Annotated in this window: 15 protein-coding genes; 8 read left to right on the forward strand and 7 right to left on the reverse strand. The window is 40.8% G+C overall.

Going from position 1 to position 15923, the window contains the following annotated elements; all coding sequences use genetic code 11:
- From AC4GME_RS03255 to AC4GME_RS03270, 4 genes are all read right to left on the reverse strand, one after another.
- On the reverse strand, window positions 1-1386 hold a 1386-nt coding region (locus AC4GME_RS03255), incomplete at its 3' end, for a Clp protease N-terminal domain-containing protein (protein ID WP_490379006.1).
- Window positions 1387-1431: 45 nt separating this feature from the next.
- A complete protein-coding gene (gene clpS, locus AC4GME_RS03260; RefSeq protein ID WP_490377183.1) occupies window positions 1432-1758 on the reverse strand; it encodes an ATP-dependent Clp protease adapter ClpS in 327 nt (108 codons plus the stop codon).
- Window positions 1759-2067: 309 nt separating this feature from the next.
- Window positions 2068-2694 carry a D-Ala-D-Ala carboxypeptidase family metallohydrolase gene (locus tag AC4GME_RS03265; protein ID WP_490377184.1) on the reverse strand — a complete coding sequence of 209 codons (627 nt, stop codon included), beginning with the start codon at window positions 2692-2694 and terminating at the stop codon, window positions 2068-2070.
- Between the two features lie 123 nt (window positions 2695-2817).
- Entirely contained in the window at window positions 2818-3612 is a 795-nt protein-coding gene (locus tag AC4GME_RS03270; protein WP_490377185.1) for a DUF4344 domain-containing metallopeptidase, read from the reverse strand.
- A 225-nt stretch (window positions 3613-3837) separates the two neighbouring features.
- Between AC4GME_RS03270 and AC4GME_RS03275 the strand changes: the two genes are divergently transcribed.
- Window positions 3838-4041, forward strand: a complete 204-nt coding sequence (locus AC4GME_RS03275) for a hypothetical protein (protein WP_490377186.1) — start codon at window positions 3838-3840, stop codon at window positions 4039-4041.
- Window positions 4042-4225: 184 nt separating this feature from the next.
- Here the strand turns inward: AC4GME_RS03275 and nrdG are convergent, their stop codons facing one another.
- Window positions 4226-4702, reverse strand: a complete 477-nt coding sequence (nrdG, locus tag AC4GME_RS03280; protein ID WP_490377187.1) for an anaerobic ribonucleoside-triphosphate reductase-activating protein — start codon at window positions 4700-4702, stop codon at window positions 4226-4228.
- Window positions 4703-4876: 174 nt separating this feature from the next.
- Window positions 4877-6994, reverse strand: a complete 2118-nt coding sequence (gene nrdD, locus AC4GME_RS03285) for an anaerobic ribonucleoside-triphosphate reductase (protein ID WP_490377188.1) — start codon at window positions 6992-6994, stop codon at window positions 4877-4879.
- 426 nt (window positions 6995-7420) lie between these two features.
- Here nrdD and rsxA point away from each other — a divergent pair, with 426 nt between their 5' ends.
- The 7 genes from rsxA to nth all read left to right on the forward strand — a co-directional run bounded on the left by rsxA (window position 7421) and on the right by nth (window position 14089).
- Window positions 7421-7999, forward strand: a complete 579-nt coding sequence (gene rsxA / locus AC4GME_RS03290; RefSeq protein ID WP_490377189.1) for an electron transport complex subunit RsxA — start codon at window positions 7421-7423, stop codon at window positions 7997-7999.
- A gap of 27 nt (window positions 8000-8026) precedes the next feature.
- Complete coding sequence (rsxB, locus tag AC4GME_RS03295; protein ID WP_490377190.1) at window positions 8027-8584, forward strand: electron transport complex subunit RsxB; 558 nt, start codon at window positions 8027-8029, stop codon at window positions 8582-8584.
- Window position 8585: 1 nt separating this feature from the next.
- The gene (gene rsxC, locus AC4GME_RS03300; protein ID WP_490379007.1) at window positions 8586-10799 is read left to right on the forward strand and encodes an electron transport complex subunit RsxC; all 2214 of its coding nucleotides are present in this window, start codon (window positions 8586-8588) and stop codon (window positions 10797-10799) included.
- A gap of 1 nt (window position 10800) precedes the next feature.
- Entirely contained in the window at window positions 10801-11853 is a 1053-nt protein-coding gene (gene rsxD / locus AC4GME_RS03305) for an electron transport complex subunit RsxD (protein WP_490377192.1), read from the forward strand.
- Between the two features lie 279 nt (window positions 11854-12132).
- Window positions 12133-12765, forward strand: coding sequence for an electron transport complex subunit RsxG (rsxG, locus tag AC4GME_RS03310; RefSeq protein ID WP_490379008.1), 633 nt, complete (start codon window positions 12133-12135; stop codon window positions 12763-12765).
- Entirely contained in the window at window positions 12762-13457 is a 696-nt protein-coding gene (locus AC4GME_RS03315; protein WP_490378632.1) for an electron transport complex subunit E, read from the forward strand. Before rsxG ends, AC4GME_RS03315 begins: the two co-directional genes overlap by 4 nt.
- The gene (nth, locus tag AC4GME_RS03320) at window positions 13454-14089 is read left to right on the forward strand and encodes an endonuclease III (protein ID WP_490378633.1); all 636 of its coding nucleotides are present in this window, start codon (window positions 13454-13456) and stop codon (window positions 14087-14089) included. Before AC4GME_RS03315 ends, nth begins: the two co-directional genes overlap by 4 nt.
- 267 nt (window positions 14090-14356) lie before the next feature.
- Here the strand turns inward: nth and AC4GME_RS03325 are convergent, their stop codons facing one another.
- A complete protein-coding gene (locus tag AC4GME_RS03325; protein ID WP_490378634.1) occupies window positions 14357-15724 on the reverse strand; it encodes a DegQ family serine endoprotease in 1368 nt (455 codons plus the stop codon).
- Window positions 15725-15923: the final 199 nt, after the last annotated feature.

Consider the following 15923-nt stretch of genomic DNA (forward strand, 5'->3'; position numbering starts at 1 on the left):
TTGACCAAATACGGTCATTTTTAAACGCTCAGGTAATTTAGCCAATTGATCTTTATCTGAACTGGTCACCGATTTTTGTGGGATACGTGCAATTTTAGCTATAATGCTTTCAATTTCTAATACACCAATGGTTTTTTTACGTTTACTTGGCGGCAGTAAACGCATTTGCGAGCCCGCCTCATCGATCACATCAATCGCTTTATCAGGAAGATGACGATCGTTAATATATTTTGCACTAAGTTCAGCAGCGGCCATTAAGGCTTTATTGGTATAACGAACTTGATGATGCTTTTCATAACGCGAGCGTAAACCTAATAATATTTGTCCGGTCTCTTTTATTGAGGGTTCAAGCACATCGACTTTTTGGAAACGTCGCGCCAATGCATGCTCCTTTTCAAAGATCTGACCAAACTCTTTATAAGTCGTCGAGCCCATACAGCGTAGTTTACCGCCACTTAATAATGGTTTTAATAAATTGGCCGCATCAAGCTGCCCCCCCGTTGCCGCCCCTGCTCCGATAATGGTATGAATTTCATCAATAAATAAAATGGCATTATCTTGCTCTTCCAGTTGAGTTAATACCGTTTTAAAACGCTGCTCAAATTCACCTCGGTATTTTGTTCCCGCCAGCAACGCGCCCATATCAAGCGAATAAATAATATTATCTTCAATAACATCAGGTACATTTTTATTAACGATACGATACGCCAGCCCTTCAGCAATAGCCGTTTTACCGACACCCGCTTCCCCCACTAATAACGGATTGTTTTTACGGCGACGACATAAAATCTGCACACAACGCTCGACCTCTTTATCACGTCCAATAAGCGGATCAATAATGCCAGCCTCGACCTGTTCATTTAAATTGATGGTAAAAGGCATCTCTTCTGTTTGTTCAATAACAGTTTCATTGTTTACTTGCTCCTGAAAAAACTCAGGAGCCGAATCCGCCGACTTAGTGATGCCATGAGAAATATAATTGACCACATCTAAGCGGGAAAGATGTGCTTTTTTCAAGAAAAAGACTGCTTGAGATTCCTGCTCACTAAAAATAGCAACCAGTACACTAGCGGCCGATACTTCGGTACTGCCAGATGACTGCACATGAAAAATAGCGCGCTGTAAAACACGTTCAAAAGCAATAGTTGGTTGAATTTCAATCTTTTGTGTTTGTACTTCAGGTATTGAAGGTATGCTTTCTAAGAATGTAACAATCTCGATATGTAGAGATACCAGATCAACAGAGCATGCCGTTAATAATGTTTTAATTTCATCATTTTCCAATAGAGCAAGCAACAAGTGCTCTACCGTCATAAATTCATGCGATTTTTCAAAGGCAAAATGGAAGGCTAAATCTAAACTGTTTTCTAACGCTTTATCTAACATAAACGCCTCCTGGAGAGTTAATTACTGAGCGAACTTTTGCCATATTTATGATTCTTTTTCCATCGAACATCGTAGAGGATGTTCATTTTGTTTCGCATAATTCATTACTTGTGCCACTTTGGTTTCTGCTATTTCGGCTGTAAATGTGCCACAAATACCGACCTGTTTATAATGAACATTGAGCATAACTTCGGTTGCAGATTCGTTATCTAAGCGGAAAAAGCACTGCAACACATCAATCACAAAATCCATCGGCGTATAATCATCATTATGTAACAACACATTATACATAGAGGGTGGAACCAGTCTTGTTTCAGATCGCTCAATCGTTGCTGATTCATTACCTGTTTGAGGGGGATTTTTATCGCTCATCTTTAAGTCTAGTCTTATTTAATAAAGTTAGGAAAAATTTAATTTTCGGCCGAAACAACCTATCAGGAGTAGATTAATATTTCATGGAGCATAGTGCAATCAGTGCTTAAGAATAAAGACAAGCGCTGTGAGGTAATAATTGATTTGAGCAATTGTTAAGCGCTCACAGTCATCTGTTTTGAGAGCCACTCCTCTACTTGAGTAATAAGCAACACCACAAATCAGATAGATGTACAGAATAATTATATGGAATACCTGTATTTATTACCCATAAAGGTATTCCATAGCATAATATATAGCGTTTTATCCTTACCAGGCACGGTATCCACAAGTATCAATGTGAAAGCGCACACCAGAATATAACCCTAACCCTACTTTATATTTAGCGCCGTATTTTTTGTGGATAGCATTAAGTTTTTTATGTAAATCCTGGCGATTAATATCTTCAAGAGGCACCATATCTAAGGCACAAAAATTAAGATGTTTACTGCGAGCCGCTCCCCCCGCATTATTGTTATAAATAGAGGTACGCTCACCAGATACTGGGATAACAATGCCAATTTCTGGTTCAATATACTGCTGAATAAATTTAATCGTATTAACCATATCAGGCAGATGTTTTTTATTCGGCAGGGTAAATAAAGAGGTGTTATTCATCACCCAGTCGGTCCCTTGCAATAATATCAAATACAACGGCATGCTCACCTCAATGCCTTCAGCACGGAAATAATCCGCGATACCTTGTATTTTATCTTCGGCGTGATTTAATAAAATCCAACCTTTAAACGCTGCTTGCGTAGGGACTTTATACCCTTTAACATCAACCACGAGATCATCGTACTGCAGATTTTCTTTATCTTCATAAAGTTTAGATATGTCATCAGCAACCAGATTACATGAACAAAAAACAAATAATACTAACCATAAACGTTTCATAACTATGCCTCCAAGTAGACCTTATTATTCATTAGCGCTAAATGTTAAGTATAGGATCGATAGTTTACCCCTGTTTTATATGCAGGTATCTCCTTGTTAAATTAGGGTGTCTACTAGATCGGATCAATTACAACGACTTGTCTGGCTTACCTCATAATTCTTGAAATATGGTTTAAGTAATAAAATCCAACTCTTTGATCTGTTTTCATACTCTTCTATGCAAAGCTCGGCTCTCTCCTGGGAAAAATCAGCTTGCTTCGATAAGTAAGCATACTTATTAGGACCGCTGCCATAGACGTAACAGAGCGTACTGTAATACCTTTGGATATCCAAGCTGTGCTCATCCCAGAAATCTCCTTCTGCAAACTCCTCTATATCCTCACTCTCCAAATCAAACAAGTCTGCCGCGCTAATCGATATCTCTTGTCCGTCCTCAAACAGATCAATCAGCAATACGGTGGCAAGCCCGTCTGCTGCATCCTCCTCTTTTCCAACCACGGGCAGTTCATACATAAAGACCAGTGCGTGGGCCAGCTCATGAAATAAGGTATGCATCAAGGCATCCAGTGTTGCGTCAGTCGCGCTTACACCTGTTTCTGAATAGTTTGCAGCAATAAATCGCTGCTTCACCTCCTGCACAAAGGAGTATGGGATAAGAATTTTGTTTTCTTCGCTGTCATAAAGCGGGCCCTCTTCACCACCAAAGACAATATCAAGCGGCTCTGAGAGATGAAAATTTTCATTGATCAATGTCACTACCGATTCAATGCTGTCAGATGTTTTAAGCTCTTTTTTTATTACAGCTTCAATTGCACTGCCAGGTTTTTCGTACACAGCACGCGCCCTGTTTTCCGCGCAGGCTGAAGTGATTATAAAAAGCGAACAGATAATGGCTGACATTACTCTTATTAAATACATCGCAACTCCGTTTAAACTATAAAAAATCATTGCCAGCCTAGTCATCTGCTCAGCATTTTCATCAACTAATGCTGATTAAGAATGTCAAGAACCTGATCAGCAAAGGCGGAGTAATCAATTTAGCCCTGATTGACCGTATAGGTTATCGCCAATAAAGTATTTGATCCGGTGTTTTCTGATCAATATACTTTTGACTTTATACAATAACACTCGGGGACTTTAAATATGGATAAAGTTTTATACCAAGGTGGAAGCGATATGAGAGTGGTGGAGAGAGATAATAAGCTCTATCAGCGCTATGATATTGGTGCGCATTGTTCCAAATACCGGGAAGATGAGATCACTCAGAAAGAGTTTGAAAGCCAAGGCATTGATCCACATAAATCAAATTACTCTCTAAGTCAATATGATGAGGAAGAAAAAAGCTGACTGCAGAGTAACCATAATTCGAGGGTGAACTCGCAGCAGTTACGACGAAAATCCGGCCAATAACTGTTATCTAAAAAGCATTACAGCCCGCATCCTCAATTAGTGCAATAGCTGGCTGATTTAACGCAGAAGCAGCTAAAAATAGCTGCACTGTATCGATTTTCTTATCCCGAGTTGAGATTATTTAGCTGGAGTTTTTATCAAAACGGTGAACAACCTGATTAGAACTGCCGCGCCATTGCAGGTTTGGCTCAGCCAACTCCTGAATAAACTTGCCGTCAATTAACACATCAATCAGATCCACAATCTCTTTTTGTTGAGGATTCAGATCTGCCAACAGATAGCCAGTCCAGATCCAGATATTTTTACCGGCACATTCAGCTTTAACACGTTTAATAAGCTTTAATACCTGTTCGGTATTCGCAGGGTGCAGCGGATCGCCACCCGACAGGGTTAACCCCTGTCGTTTAATACGGGTATCGTTAAGATCTTTAATAATTTGTTCGGCAAGCTGATCGGTAAACAGTTCGCCGGCATCAGGCGACCAGGTGGACTGGTTATAACAGCCCTTGCAGTTATGAATACAGCCGGAAACAAACAGGGAACAACGGGTGCCCTCACCATTTAAGACATCAATCGGGTAATATTTACTGTAATTCATACGGGGCTCCTAAAACAAAAACACCCCACTGTATGCGGGGTGTTTTTTACAAGATATTGGATTAATGTAACTATTCAGATAGCAGTCATTTCGTTCTAGTTTGAGCAAAAAGCGCGCAGTTTATAAGTATAAATGAGCACTTTTGACAATAAAATAGGACGAAATGGCAATAATCTAAAGGTGCTTAACGCGACGCTTAACCTCTTCCTGCTTACCTTCATTAAACGGGCGTGCATCCGGGCTGCCTAAATAACCGCAGACACGGCGGGTAACCGCTACTTTTTCTGAATCAGAATTACCGCAACTCGGGCAGACAAAGCCTTTGCTGGTGCAGTCAAACTCACCATTAAAGCCACACTCATAACACTCATCAATTGGCGTATTGGTGCCGTAGTAAGGCACACGCGAATAACTGTAATCCCAGACATCTTCTAACGCTTTAAGGTTATGCTGCATATTTGGATATTCGCCGTAACAGATAAAACCACCGGTGGCGATTTCAGGGTAAGGCATTTCAAAATCCAGTTTATCGTAAGGGTTTACTGATTTTTCAACATCTAAATGGAAGCTGTTGGTGTAATAACCTTTGTCAGTTACGCCTTCTAAAACACCGAACTGTTTTGCATCTAAACGGCAGAAACGGTCACATAAGTTTTCAGAAGGTGTTGAGTATAAGCTAAAGCCGTAACCCGTCTCTTTTGTCCAACGATCCACTGCTTGTTTTAAGTAACGGATCATCGCAATCGCTTTTTCCTGCTTCTCTTTATCATCAAACAGATGACCATCAGAGCCGTGCAGCGCATTAATTGCTTCATGTAAACCGATATAACCGAGTGAGATAGAAGCACGGCCATTTTTAAAGATCTCAGCAACACAATCATCAGCTTTTAAACGTACACCACAAGCACCTTCCATATACAAAATAGGCGCTACACTCGCTTTTACTTCAGATAAACGTTCAATACGTGTATCTAATCCTTTTTTAGCCATATTTAAACGGCTATCTAATAATTTGTAAAAGGCTTGCTCGTCACCACCTGCTTCCAAGGCAATGCGAGGTAAGTTAAGACTTACCACACCAAGGTTATTACGACCGTCATGGATCAGTTCATTGTTTTCTTCGTAAGTGCCTAAGAAACTGCGGCAACCCATTGGCGTTTTAAATGAGCCTGTCACTTCAACCACTTTATCAAAGTTTAAAATATCAGGATACATACGTTTTGAAGCACATTTTAGCGCCAGCTGTTTAATATCGTAATTTTGATCTGTGCTTTTATGGTTTACGCCATCTTTTATCGCAAACACTAATTTAGGGAAAATAGCCGTTTTACGGTTTTTACCTAAACCGGCAATACGAATTTTGAAGATTGACTCTTGAATTAAACGTGCTTCCCAACTTGTACCCAAACCGAAACCAAAAGTCACAAAAGGTGTTTGTCCGTTTGCTGTGTGCAGTGTATTGACTTCATATTCAAGAGATTGGAATGCATTAAAACACTCTTTTTCTGTCTGCTGCGTTGCATAAGCTTGCGGTTCAGCAATGCCCCACTCTTCTGCTGTTGCTAAATGTTTTTGGTAACTTTTAGATACATAAGGCGCAAGCGTAGTATCGATGCCGTTAATCGTGGTGCCGCCGTAAATATGGCTGGCTACCTGGGCGATAATTTGTGCTGTAACTGCTGTTGCCGTTGAGATTGATTTCGGCTCTTCAATTTCTGCATTACCCATTTTAAAACCTTGGGTAAACATCCCTTTAATATCGATTAACATACAGTTAAACATAGGGAAAAACGGGGCATAATCTAAATCGTGATAATGCAGTTCACCTTTATCATGAGCGCGCACAACATCACGCGGTAAAATATGTGATTTAGCATAATGTTTAGCAACAATACCTGCCAGCAAATCACGTTGTGTCGGAATCACTTTACTGTCTTTATTGGCGTTTTCATTAAGTAGTGAAGCATTGCTCTGTTCAATCAGACCATAAATTTCACTGTTAAGTTGGCTTTTACGCTCTCGCGCCACATCTCTGTCATGACGATATTCGATATAAACACGGGCAAGCTCTGTATGACCGCTTTGCATCAGACACACTTCAACCGCATCTTGGATATCATGAATATCGACTTCAACCTGGCCTTGTAATTGGCTCTCAACTTCATTAGCAATAGCAAATGCATCAACACCTTTACAGCGCGCTGCACCTGATGCTTTTAAAATGGCTTCAGCGATACGTAGGGCATTAAAAGGGACTTGGCTACCATCTCGTTTAATAACAACAGGTTTCATAACAGGGCTCCAATAAAAAAACAGAAAACACAATATATTGTGGACGCGAATCATACATAACACTATATGTTGAGTATTGATATAAATCAAATTTCAATTCAGGTGAATATTAAGTGTTAAAAAACATCTGTTTTATTACGTTTTTTATTTTTTGTAGTTGCAATTTTAGGAAGCTGTTTTAGTGGGAATTTATAGCGATAGTAGTTACTATCGCTGTAGATTAGCTCATAAAAACGATGCACTTCACAGTTCGATAACAGCCAAGCCTCTTGGAAACTGCTATTTCAGGGCTCGGCCTGATACTCAGAACAAGATAACTCCCTATCCTGCTATTTTTCCACTGATTATCTGCTATTTTATTGTTATCATAGCGAGCTCTTTCGGGCCCGCAAAATACACCTATATTGGTAGTGGAATTAAATTCTTATGAGCGACTATATTTTACTGTTTTTCGGTACAGTGCTGGTTAATAACTTCGTATTAGTAAAATTTTTAGGTTTATGCCCGTTTATGGGGGTTTCAAATAAAGTTGAAACCGCTGTTGGCATGTCATTTGCGACCACCTTTGTTTTAACGTTAACCGCAGCACTTTCGTATATTGTGAATACTTATCTGCTACTCCCGCTTGAGTTAATGTATCTGCAGACATTAAGCTTTATTCTGGTGATCGCGGTTGTGGTGCAGTTTACTGAAATGGTGATACATAAAACCAGTCCTACTCTATATCGTTTATTGGGTATATTTTTACCTCTGATCACTACCAACTGTGCCATTTTAGGTTTAGCACTGCTTAACATTAATGAAAATCATGATTTTGTCGAATCAATTATTTACGGCTTTAGTGCGGGTATCGGTTTCTCTCTGGTATTAGTGCTTTTTTCTTCAATGCGCGAACGCTTAGCTACCTCCGATGTACCGCTTCCTTTTAAGGGCGCATCGATTGCGATGATCACCGCAGGTTTAATGTCACTTGCCTTTATGGGCTTTACCGGTCTTATTAAGTAATAAATTAAAGCAAACGGAATAAACTAGATGATAACCAGTATTGCAATCGCCATTTTTACACTCGGGATTTTAGGTGCTATTTTTGGCTCTATATTAGGCTATTCCTCATTACGTTTTAAAGTAAAAGCCGATCCTATTGTTGAAGAACTAGATGCCATTTTACCGCAAACACAGTGTGGCCAGTGTGGTTATCCGGGTTGTAAACCTTATGCTCAAGCCATTGCCGACGGTGAGGATATTAATAAATGTCCACCGGGTGGTGAAGCTGTGATGCGTCAACTGGCGGAACGTATGGGCATCGAACCGCAAGATTTAGAAGGTGAACAGAAACCTAAATTACTGGCCTTTATTCGTGAAGATCAATGTATCGGCTGCACTAAGTGTATTCAAGCCTGCCCTGTTGATGCCATTTTAGGAGCAACCAGACAGATGCATACGGTAATCAGTGATGAATGTACCGGCTGCGAGCTTTGTGTTGCACCTTGCCCGACTGATTGTATTGATATGGTCCCGATTGCTTTAAGCACACAAAATTGGCAATGGAATCTTAACCTTATACCAACCAAAACCAGCACTGAGCGCTAGCATGATAACAAAACCTATTAACCTGCTCAGTGAAGAGCAACTCGCCGAAATCTCATCAGGAAAGCAGTGGTCTTTTCATGGCGGCATTCATCCTCAAGAAAATAAGCTGCAAAGTAATCAAGCGGTTATTAGAGATGCGGGGATTCCCCCCTTTTTAGTAATTGCTATTGAACATAAAGGTCACATCCCGGAACTATTAGTTAAAATCGGTGATCTGGTATTAAAAGGACAAGCGTTAACGAAAGTATATGCTGCAATGGTAGTGCAGCATGCAAGTAGCTCGGGTGTTATTAGTGCCATAGAAAAACGTACCGATCTTCATCCGTCCGGCCAGCCTGTTTTATCCGTTGTAATTGCAACAGACGGTTTAGATAGAAGCATTGCATATAAAAAGTGTGAAAATTATAAAACTCAAGCAAACCCGCTCTTAGTTGAAAAAATTCAGAATGCGGGCATTGTCGGATTAGGCGGTGCAGGTTTCCCTAGCCATTTAAAGCTAACGCACCCAGAGGGCATTAAACTGCTTATTATCAATGCAGTTGAATGTGAACCCTATATCACCGCAGATGATCGTTTAATGCAGGAACATGGCGATGAAATCATTGCCGGAATCCATGTTCTGCAGCATATTCTTAAACCGGCATTAACTGTGATTGCAGTTGAAGATAATAAACCTGAAGCGATTGAAGCGTTAAACCTGGCACTGCAAAAAAGCCAGAAAACACCACAAACAAAGATAATTATTCGCAGCATTGCCACACGCTATCCATCGGGCAGTGAAAAACAGTTAATTGAGATTATAAGCGGACAGCAAACACCGCTTGGCAAACACCCTACTGAGCTAGGCATTGTAATGCAAAATGTCGGTACCGTTTTTGCGATTAAAGAGGCTGTTATTGATGGCAAACCACTTATCTCGCGTATTGTAACGATAACGGGTGATGCTTTTCAAAAGAAAGGCAATATCAGTGTGCGTCTCGGCACTCCAATTCAATACCTGTTAGATAAATACTGGCACAATATTGAACCCCTGCAAAAACTGATTATTGGCGGTCCGATGATGGGCTTTTCCATCAGCCATGGTGATATTCCTGTAACAAAAACCTGTAATTGTATTCTTGCCCCGACCCTGCAGGAGATGCCTGACTCACCACCTGAAATGCCCTGTATTCGCTGTGGTGAGTGCGCGCACGTTTGCCCTGCGCAGTTATTACCACAACAGCTTTTGTGGTACTCACAAGGTAAAGATCACAACAAATTAAATGAGTACAACCTCTCTTCCTGTATTGAATGTGGTGCATGTGCTTTTGTTTGCCCTAGCCATATTCCCTTAGTTGAATATTACCGCGTCGCAAAAGCGGAAATAAACAGCGCCAAACAAGAGGCGAAAAAGACTGAAATTGCACGAATTCGATTTGAAAATCGCGAAGCGCGACTGGCGCAAGCAAAATTAGAACGCCAGGCAAAACATAAAGAAGCGGCCGAAAAACGTAAACAACAGTTAAAAGAGATAAATGGTGGTGAAGATTTAGTCGCAGCAGCACTTGCCCGCGCTAAAGCTAAAAAAGCGGCAAGCTCAGAAAATACAGCAGCAACACTAGCCGATGTTGATAAAAACAGTAAAAAAGATGCAGTTGCAGCCGCTATTGCGCGCGCCAAAGCTAAAAAAACAGCATCGGCCGAAAATAACGAAGCAAAACCTGCTGATAATAAAAAAGACGCAGTTGCAGTAGCCATTGCACGTGCCAAAGCTAAAAAACAAGCATCAGCCGAAAATAGCGAAACAAAACCAGCTGATAGTAAAAAAGATGCGGTTGCAGCGGCCATTGCACGTGCCAAAGCTAAGAAACAGGTATTAGCAGAAAATAGCGAAACAAAACCTGCTGACAGTAAAAAAGATGCGGTTGCAGCAGCCATTGCACGTGCCAAAGCTAAAAAACAGGCATTAGCAGAATCGCAACAGCAGGATTTAAATAAAAAAATCGAACCTGATAACAGTGACGTTATAGAAGCACGTAAAAAGCGTAAAGAGCAAGCGCGATTACATAAGCAGCAGAAACAGTCACAACAACCCGAAAATAAAGAAGTGGATTCGATACAAGCCAAGCAGCAAGTTACCGATAAAACTCAAACAGCTGGCGACGATAGAAAAGCCAAAATAGCAGCCGCAATTGCCAAAGCAAAAGCGAAAAAAACTGCGCAAAAGGATCAATAAAATGGCATTTATGAATTCAAGTTCCCCACATCAGCGCGTCCGACGAAGCACTTCTCAGATCATGTTATTGGTGATCTTGTGTTTAATACCGGGCATATTTTTGCAGAGTTATTTTTTTGGCTTTGGCAACCTATTACAAATTGTGCTTGCCGGTATTGTAGCCCTGATAAGTGAAGGGGTAATATTAATATTACGACAGCGCCCAATTATTCATACCTTAAAAGACGGTAGCGCACTGTTAACAGCTGTACTTATTGCTATTGCTATTCCACCACTCGCTCCCTGGTGGGTTGTGGTGATCGGTACTGTTTTTGCGGTTGTATTTGTAAAACAATTATATGGCGGACTTGGGCAAAATATTTTTAATCCCGCAATGGCCGCTTATGTTCTTTTGCTTGTCTCCTTTCCAGTGCAGATGACGAGTTGGATTCCCGTTCAATCACTACATCCCTTTTCACTTACATTAATGGATCAGATAAACGCCCTGCTCACAGGTTTTACCCTTGATGGTTACTCTGTAAAACAGCTTAGCATCAGTATTGATGGTTTAACCATGGCAACACCGCTTGATACAGCACGTAATGCCTTACATGCAGGTAATACAATCAGTGAAATATTCGATAGCCCTGAATATAAAGCCTCATCCTGGGAAGCTATTCAGTGGGTTAATCTTGGCTTTTTACTCGGTGGTTTGGTTTTATTATGCAAACGCGTCATTCAGTGGTATATCCCAGTTAGTTTTTTGACCGGTATCAGCGTCTTTTCTTTTATCGCCTTTGCCTACAATCCCGATCTTAATATATCGCCGCTTTTCCATCTTTTTTCTGGCGCAACCATGCTCGGCGCATTTTTTATCTTAACCGATCCCGTTACCGCTTCAACAACAGTAAAGGGACGAATTTTTTACGCTTTATTAATCGCATTAATTGTGGTGATTATCCGTAATCTTGGTGGTTACCCCGATGCCGTGGCATTTGCCGTATTGCTTGGCAATATGTGTGTTCCTTTTATCGATTATTACACTCAGCCAAAAGTTTATGGGAGAGCTAACTAAATGTTTTTAATAACAACAGGTTACATGTGTGTGGCGACACCCAAAACAATCGATTATTACACTCAGCCGAAAGTTTATGGGAGAGCTAACTAAATGTTTTTAATAACAACAGGTTACATGTGCGTGGCGACACCCAAAACAATCAATTACTCATCTCCAGCAAAGGTTTATGGGAGAAGTCACTAGATGTTTTCAATAACAACAGGTTACATGTGCGTGGCGACACCCAAAACTATCGATTATTACACTCAGGAAAAAGTTTATGGGAGACGCGCTTAAATGATTTCAACTATCAGCCGTAACGCTTTTTTATTAGCCGCATTTGCCATTATCTGCACGGGTGCAGTGGCAATTGTCAATGTATTAACCAAACCGGTAATAGAGTTGCAGGAGCAAAAAGCGCTATTAAAAACACTCAACCAACTTATTCCCGCTGAATCATATGATAACGATATTTTTGCCAGTTGTTTTACAGTAAAAGATGATTTACTGGGCAAGGGACAGTCACAACAGGTCTTTATCGCTAAAAAAGAGCATCTGCCTGTCGCGCTAATGTTAGAAACCAGCAGCTTTCGCGGTTATGCGGGGGAGATAAAACTGGCTATCGGTATTTATGAAAATGGGCAGCTTGCAGGTGTACGTGTTATTCGCCACACGGAAACCCCCGGGCTGGGAGATAAAATTCAAACAAATAAATCAGATTGGATTTTCTCATTTAATGATAAGTCTTATCAGCAATCGCAGGATCATCGCTGGGAAGTAAATAAAAATGGTGGTGATTTTGATGCCTTTACAGGGGCAACCATTACCCCAAGAGCGGTTATTTTTGCCGTTAAAAATGCCTTAATCTATTTTGAAAATAATAAATATAACCTTTTCAAGCAGCAAGCAAACTGCGGAGAAGACCAATGAGTGATTCGATACAACAAACCGCAACACAAGATGAAAGTAAAAGTGAACAAGCAGCTGTTTACAAAGAGCTTGCCTGGCAAGGTTTATGGAAAAACAATCCCGGCATTGTACAGTTGCTTGGTTTGTGTCCACTACTTGCCGTCACCAATACAGTAACCAATGCACTTGGTTTAGCGATAGCAACACTGTTTGTTTTAGTCGCATCAAACAGTCTAGTCTCGCTAATTCGCGCTTATGTGCCACAAGCGATTCGCATTCCTGTTTTTGTTATGATCATTGCTTCATTAGTAACCTGTGTACAGCTGCTTATGAATGCATTTACCTATGAATTATACCTTTCACTGGGTATTTTCATCCCGCTGATCGTCACCAACTGTATTATTATTGGCCGGGCAGAGGCGTTTGCATCCAAAAACAGTGTTAAACATGCCGCTTTTGATGGTCTGATGATGGGACTGGGTTTCAGCGCAGTGCTTATTTTATTAGGTGCAAGTCGAGAAATTTTAGCACAAGGCACGCTCTTTGACGGTATCGAAACCCTGTTAGGTGACTGGGCACAAGATTTAACTATCATCCTTTATCACACAGATACCACCTTTTTATTGGCGGCCCTACCACCCGGTGCTTTTATCATTATGGGTTTGATCATTGCTTTAAAAAATCTCATTGACCAACGGGTTGTAAAACAGTGAACAAAGAAAAACGGCGTGAGATATTAACTCGTCTGCGCGCCGAAAATCCAAAACCGCAAACCGAGCTTAATTACAGCTCCCCCTTTGAGTTACTGATTGCGGTTATTTTATCCGCACAAGCAACCGATGTAAGCGTTAATAAAGCCACAGATAAACTCTATCCGGTTGCTAATACGCCTGAAGCAATTGCAGCTTTAGGTATTGATGGATTAAAACACTATATTAAAACCATCGGCCTGTTTAATAGCAAAGCGAGCAATGTTATTAAAACCTGCAATATGCTGATTGAATTACACCATAGCCAGGTACCTGAAAATAGAGAAGCGCTACAAGCATTACCGGGTGTCGGAAGAAAAACAGCAAATGTAGTATTAAATACCGCCTTTGGCTGGCCAACCATTGCTGTTGATACCCATATTTTCCGTGTTGCTAACCGCACTAAGCTCGCAGTGGGAAAAAATGTCGATCAAGTTGAAGAAAAGCTGTTAAAAGTGATTCCTGCCGAGTTTAAAGTGGATGTGCATCACTGGCTTATTTTACACGGCCGCTATACCTGTATCGCCCGCAAACCGCGTTGTGGTTCATGCTTAATTGAAGATCTGTGTGAGTATAAAGATAAAACCGAACACTAAAGCAGGATAAAATTCCAATTTCCCAGCAACAGCAACAGCTTTCGCTTGTAACGTGCGCCGTAACTTTCAGTGTTGCAGTTCAGCCTGACGACATGTAAATGATAAGCAAGCGAAACAGTCATTCTGCCAACCGCAATAGAAAACAGCGCATGCCAAGCTGAGTCGCTGATAGCCCAAACTACTTGAGGATGCAGGAATTTGCTGCTTCAAGTAGTTTGAGAGTAAACCTGAACTGAGCTTCAATAATCGCCTTAAGTTACAGAGTCTCTACTGAATAACCAGAAACAGCGAACCACCTCCGCGATTTATTTGCAGTAATATGGAGTTCTTGCTGTGCTCTAAAGCCTGACTTAACGTACTTAAATCGTAAACTCGGCGTCTGTTCACTGCAACGATCAGATCTCCTGTGCGTAAACCGCTGTATGCAGCTGCTGAATTTGGTGCTAATCGCGTAACAACAACACCATTACCTTCAGGGTCATTTTCAAACTGCGCGCCCTCTAACAATGAATGTAATCGACTCTGACTATTTACAGTAAATTGCGGCTTGCCGATTTTGACTGTGAGTTGTGTTTTATCACCATCACGTAACAATGTTAATTTAACTTTTTCGCCAATTGCTTTAATGCCTATACGACTGCGAAGCTGCCCTGTTGATGCGCTGATCTTCCCGTCAACCTGCAAAATAATATCACCGGATTTAATCCCAGCTTTCTCTGCAGGTGAACCCTTTACTACATTAGTCACTAGTACGCCACGCTGTCCGTTTTTCAGATCGAAAGCTTCACGTAGAGCAGGGGTAATATCCTGGATGCCGATTCCTATATGTCCACGACGCACTTCACCATGCTCGATGATTTGAACCATACTGGCTTTAGCCATATTGGTAGGGATGGCAAAGCCAATTCCTACATTCCCGCCTGAAGGTGCGATAATTGCCGTATTTATGCCGACCAGTTCGCCAGCTAAATTCACTAAGGCACCGCCTGAATTCCCCGGATTAATCGATGCATCTGTTTGGATGAAATTTTCATATCCTTCGATACCTAACCCGCTTCGTCCTAAGGCACTTACAATGCCAGTAGTGACTGTTTGTCCCAAACCAAACGGATTACCAATGGCAACAACAAAATCGCCAACTTCAAGTCTGCTTGAGTCCGCTATATTTACTTGAATCAAATTGTCAGCATCTATCTCCAAAATGGCAATATCTAATTCCGGATCGCTTCCCACTAATTTAGCTTTAAAGCTGCGACCATCTATTAATGAAACGCGTATCTCGTCTGCGTTCTTAATTACATGATAATTGGTCATCACAACACCATCATCAGCATTAACTATCACACCTGAACCGGCGCTTTGCTGACGTTTTTTTTGTTGGCGTTCTGGTTGTTTAGGCTGCTCGGGAAGATTAAAAAAATGTCTGAAAAAAGGATCATTTAATAATGGATTATAATTTTGTCTCAGCGTTGAATAGGTTGCTATATTGACTACCGCAGGGTTAATTTTCTTTAACATGGGTGATAACGACGGAAAGGTTTTTCCGTCGCTGCCGACATAAGGAATTGTGGCATAGGACAAGTGTGAGAATAGAATTAGAAAGCCAATAAATAGTTTTACAGATAATTTATTCATTTTTTATTCCTTATCATTAATCTAATTTTTTAAAAAAGATAACAGGCTGACTTTAAACAGTTTTATAAAGCCCTTCGGATCGGTTAAAGCAAGATTTTAATATTAAAAACATTCTTTTTTCAACTTTTTAAGGATGAATACCCAATGCTTCTGCTATAGCTTTAACTGTAGCTCCAGAATGATGAGTAAGCTTTACTGC

The organism is Psychromonas sp. (assembly GCF_983033635.1).

What these genes read in the sequence shown, in the direction of transcription:
- clpS (WP_490377183.1), bottom strand. Translation starts at nt 1,758, where the DNA reads ATGAGCGATAAAAATCCCCCTCAAACAGGTAATGAATCAGCAACGATT.
- AC4GME_RS03265 (WP_490377184.1), bottom strand. Translation starts at nt 2,694, where the DNA reads ATGAAACGTTTATGGTTAGTATTATTTGTTTTTTGTTCATGTAATCTG.
- AC4GME_RS03270 (WP_490377185.1), bottom strand. Translation starts at nt 3,612, where the DNA reads ATGTATTTAATAAGAGTAATGTCAGCCATTATCTGTTCGCTTTTTATA.
- AC4GME_RS03275 (WP_490377186.1), top strand. Translation starts at nt 3,838, where the DNA reads ATGGATAAAGTTTTATACCAAGGTGGAAGCGATATGAGAGTGGTGGAG.
- nrdG (WP_490377187.1), bottom strand. Translation starts at nt 4,702, where the DNA reads ATGAATTACAGTAAATATTACCCGATTGATGTCTTAAATGGTGAGGGC.
- nrdD (WP_490377188.1), bottom strand. Translation starts at nt 6,994, where the DNA reads ATGAAACCTGTTGTTATTAAACGAGATGGTAGCCAAGTCCCTTTTAAT.
- rsxA (WP_490377189.1), top strand. Translation starts at nt 7,421, where the DNA reads ATGAGCGACTATATTTTACTGTTTTTCGGTACAGTGCTGGTTAATAAC.
- rsxB (WP_490377190.1), top strand. Translation starts at nt 8,027, where the DNA reads ATGATAACCAGTATTGCAATCGCCATTTTTACACTCGGGATTTTAGGT.
- rsxC (WP_490379007.1), top strand. Translation starts at nt 8,586, where the DNA reads ATGATAACAAAACCTATTAACCTGCTCAGTGAAGAGCAACTCGCCGAA.
- rsxD (WP_490377192.1), top strand. Translation starts at nt 10,801, where the DNA reads ATGGCATTTATGAATTCAAGTTCCCCACATCAGCGCGTCCGACGAAGC.
- rsxG (WP_490379008.1), top strand. Translation starts at nt 12,133, where the DNA reads ATGATTTCAACTATCAGCCGTAACGCTTTTTTATTAGCCGCATTTGCC.
- AC4GME_RS03315 (WP_490378632.1), top strand. Translation starts at nt 12,762, where the DNA reads ATGAGTGATTCGATACAACAAACCGCAACACAAGATGAAAGTAAAAGT.
- AC4GME_RS03325 (WP_490378634.1), bottom strand. Translation starts at nt 15,724, where the DNA reads ATGAATAAATTATCTGTAAAACTATTTATTGGCTTTCTAATTCTATTC.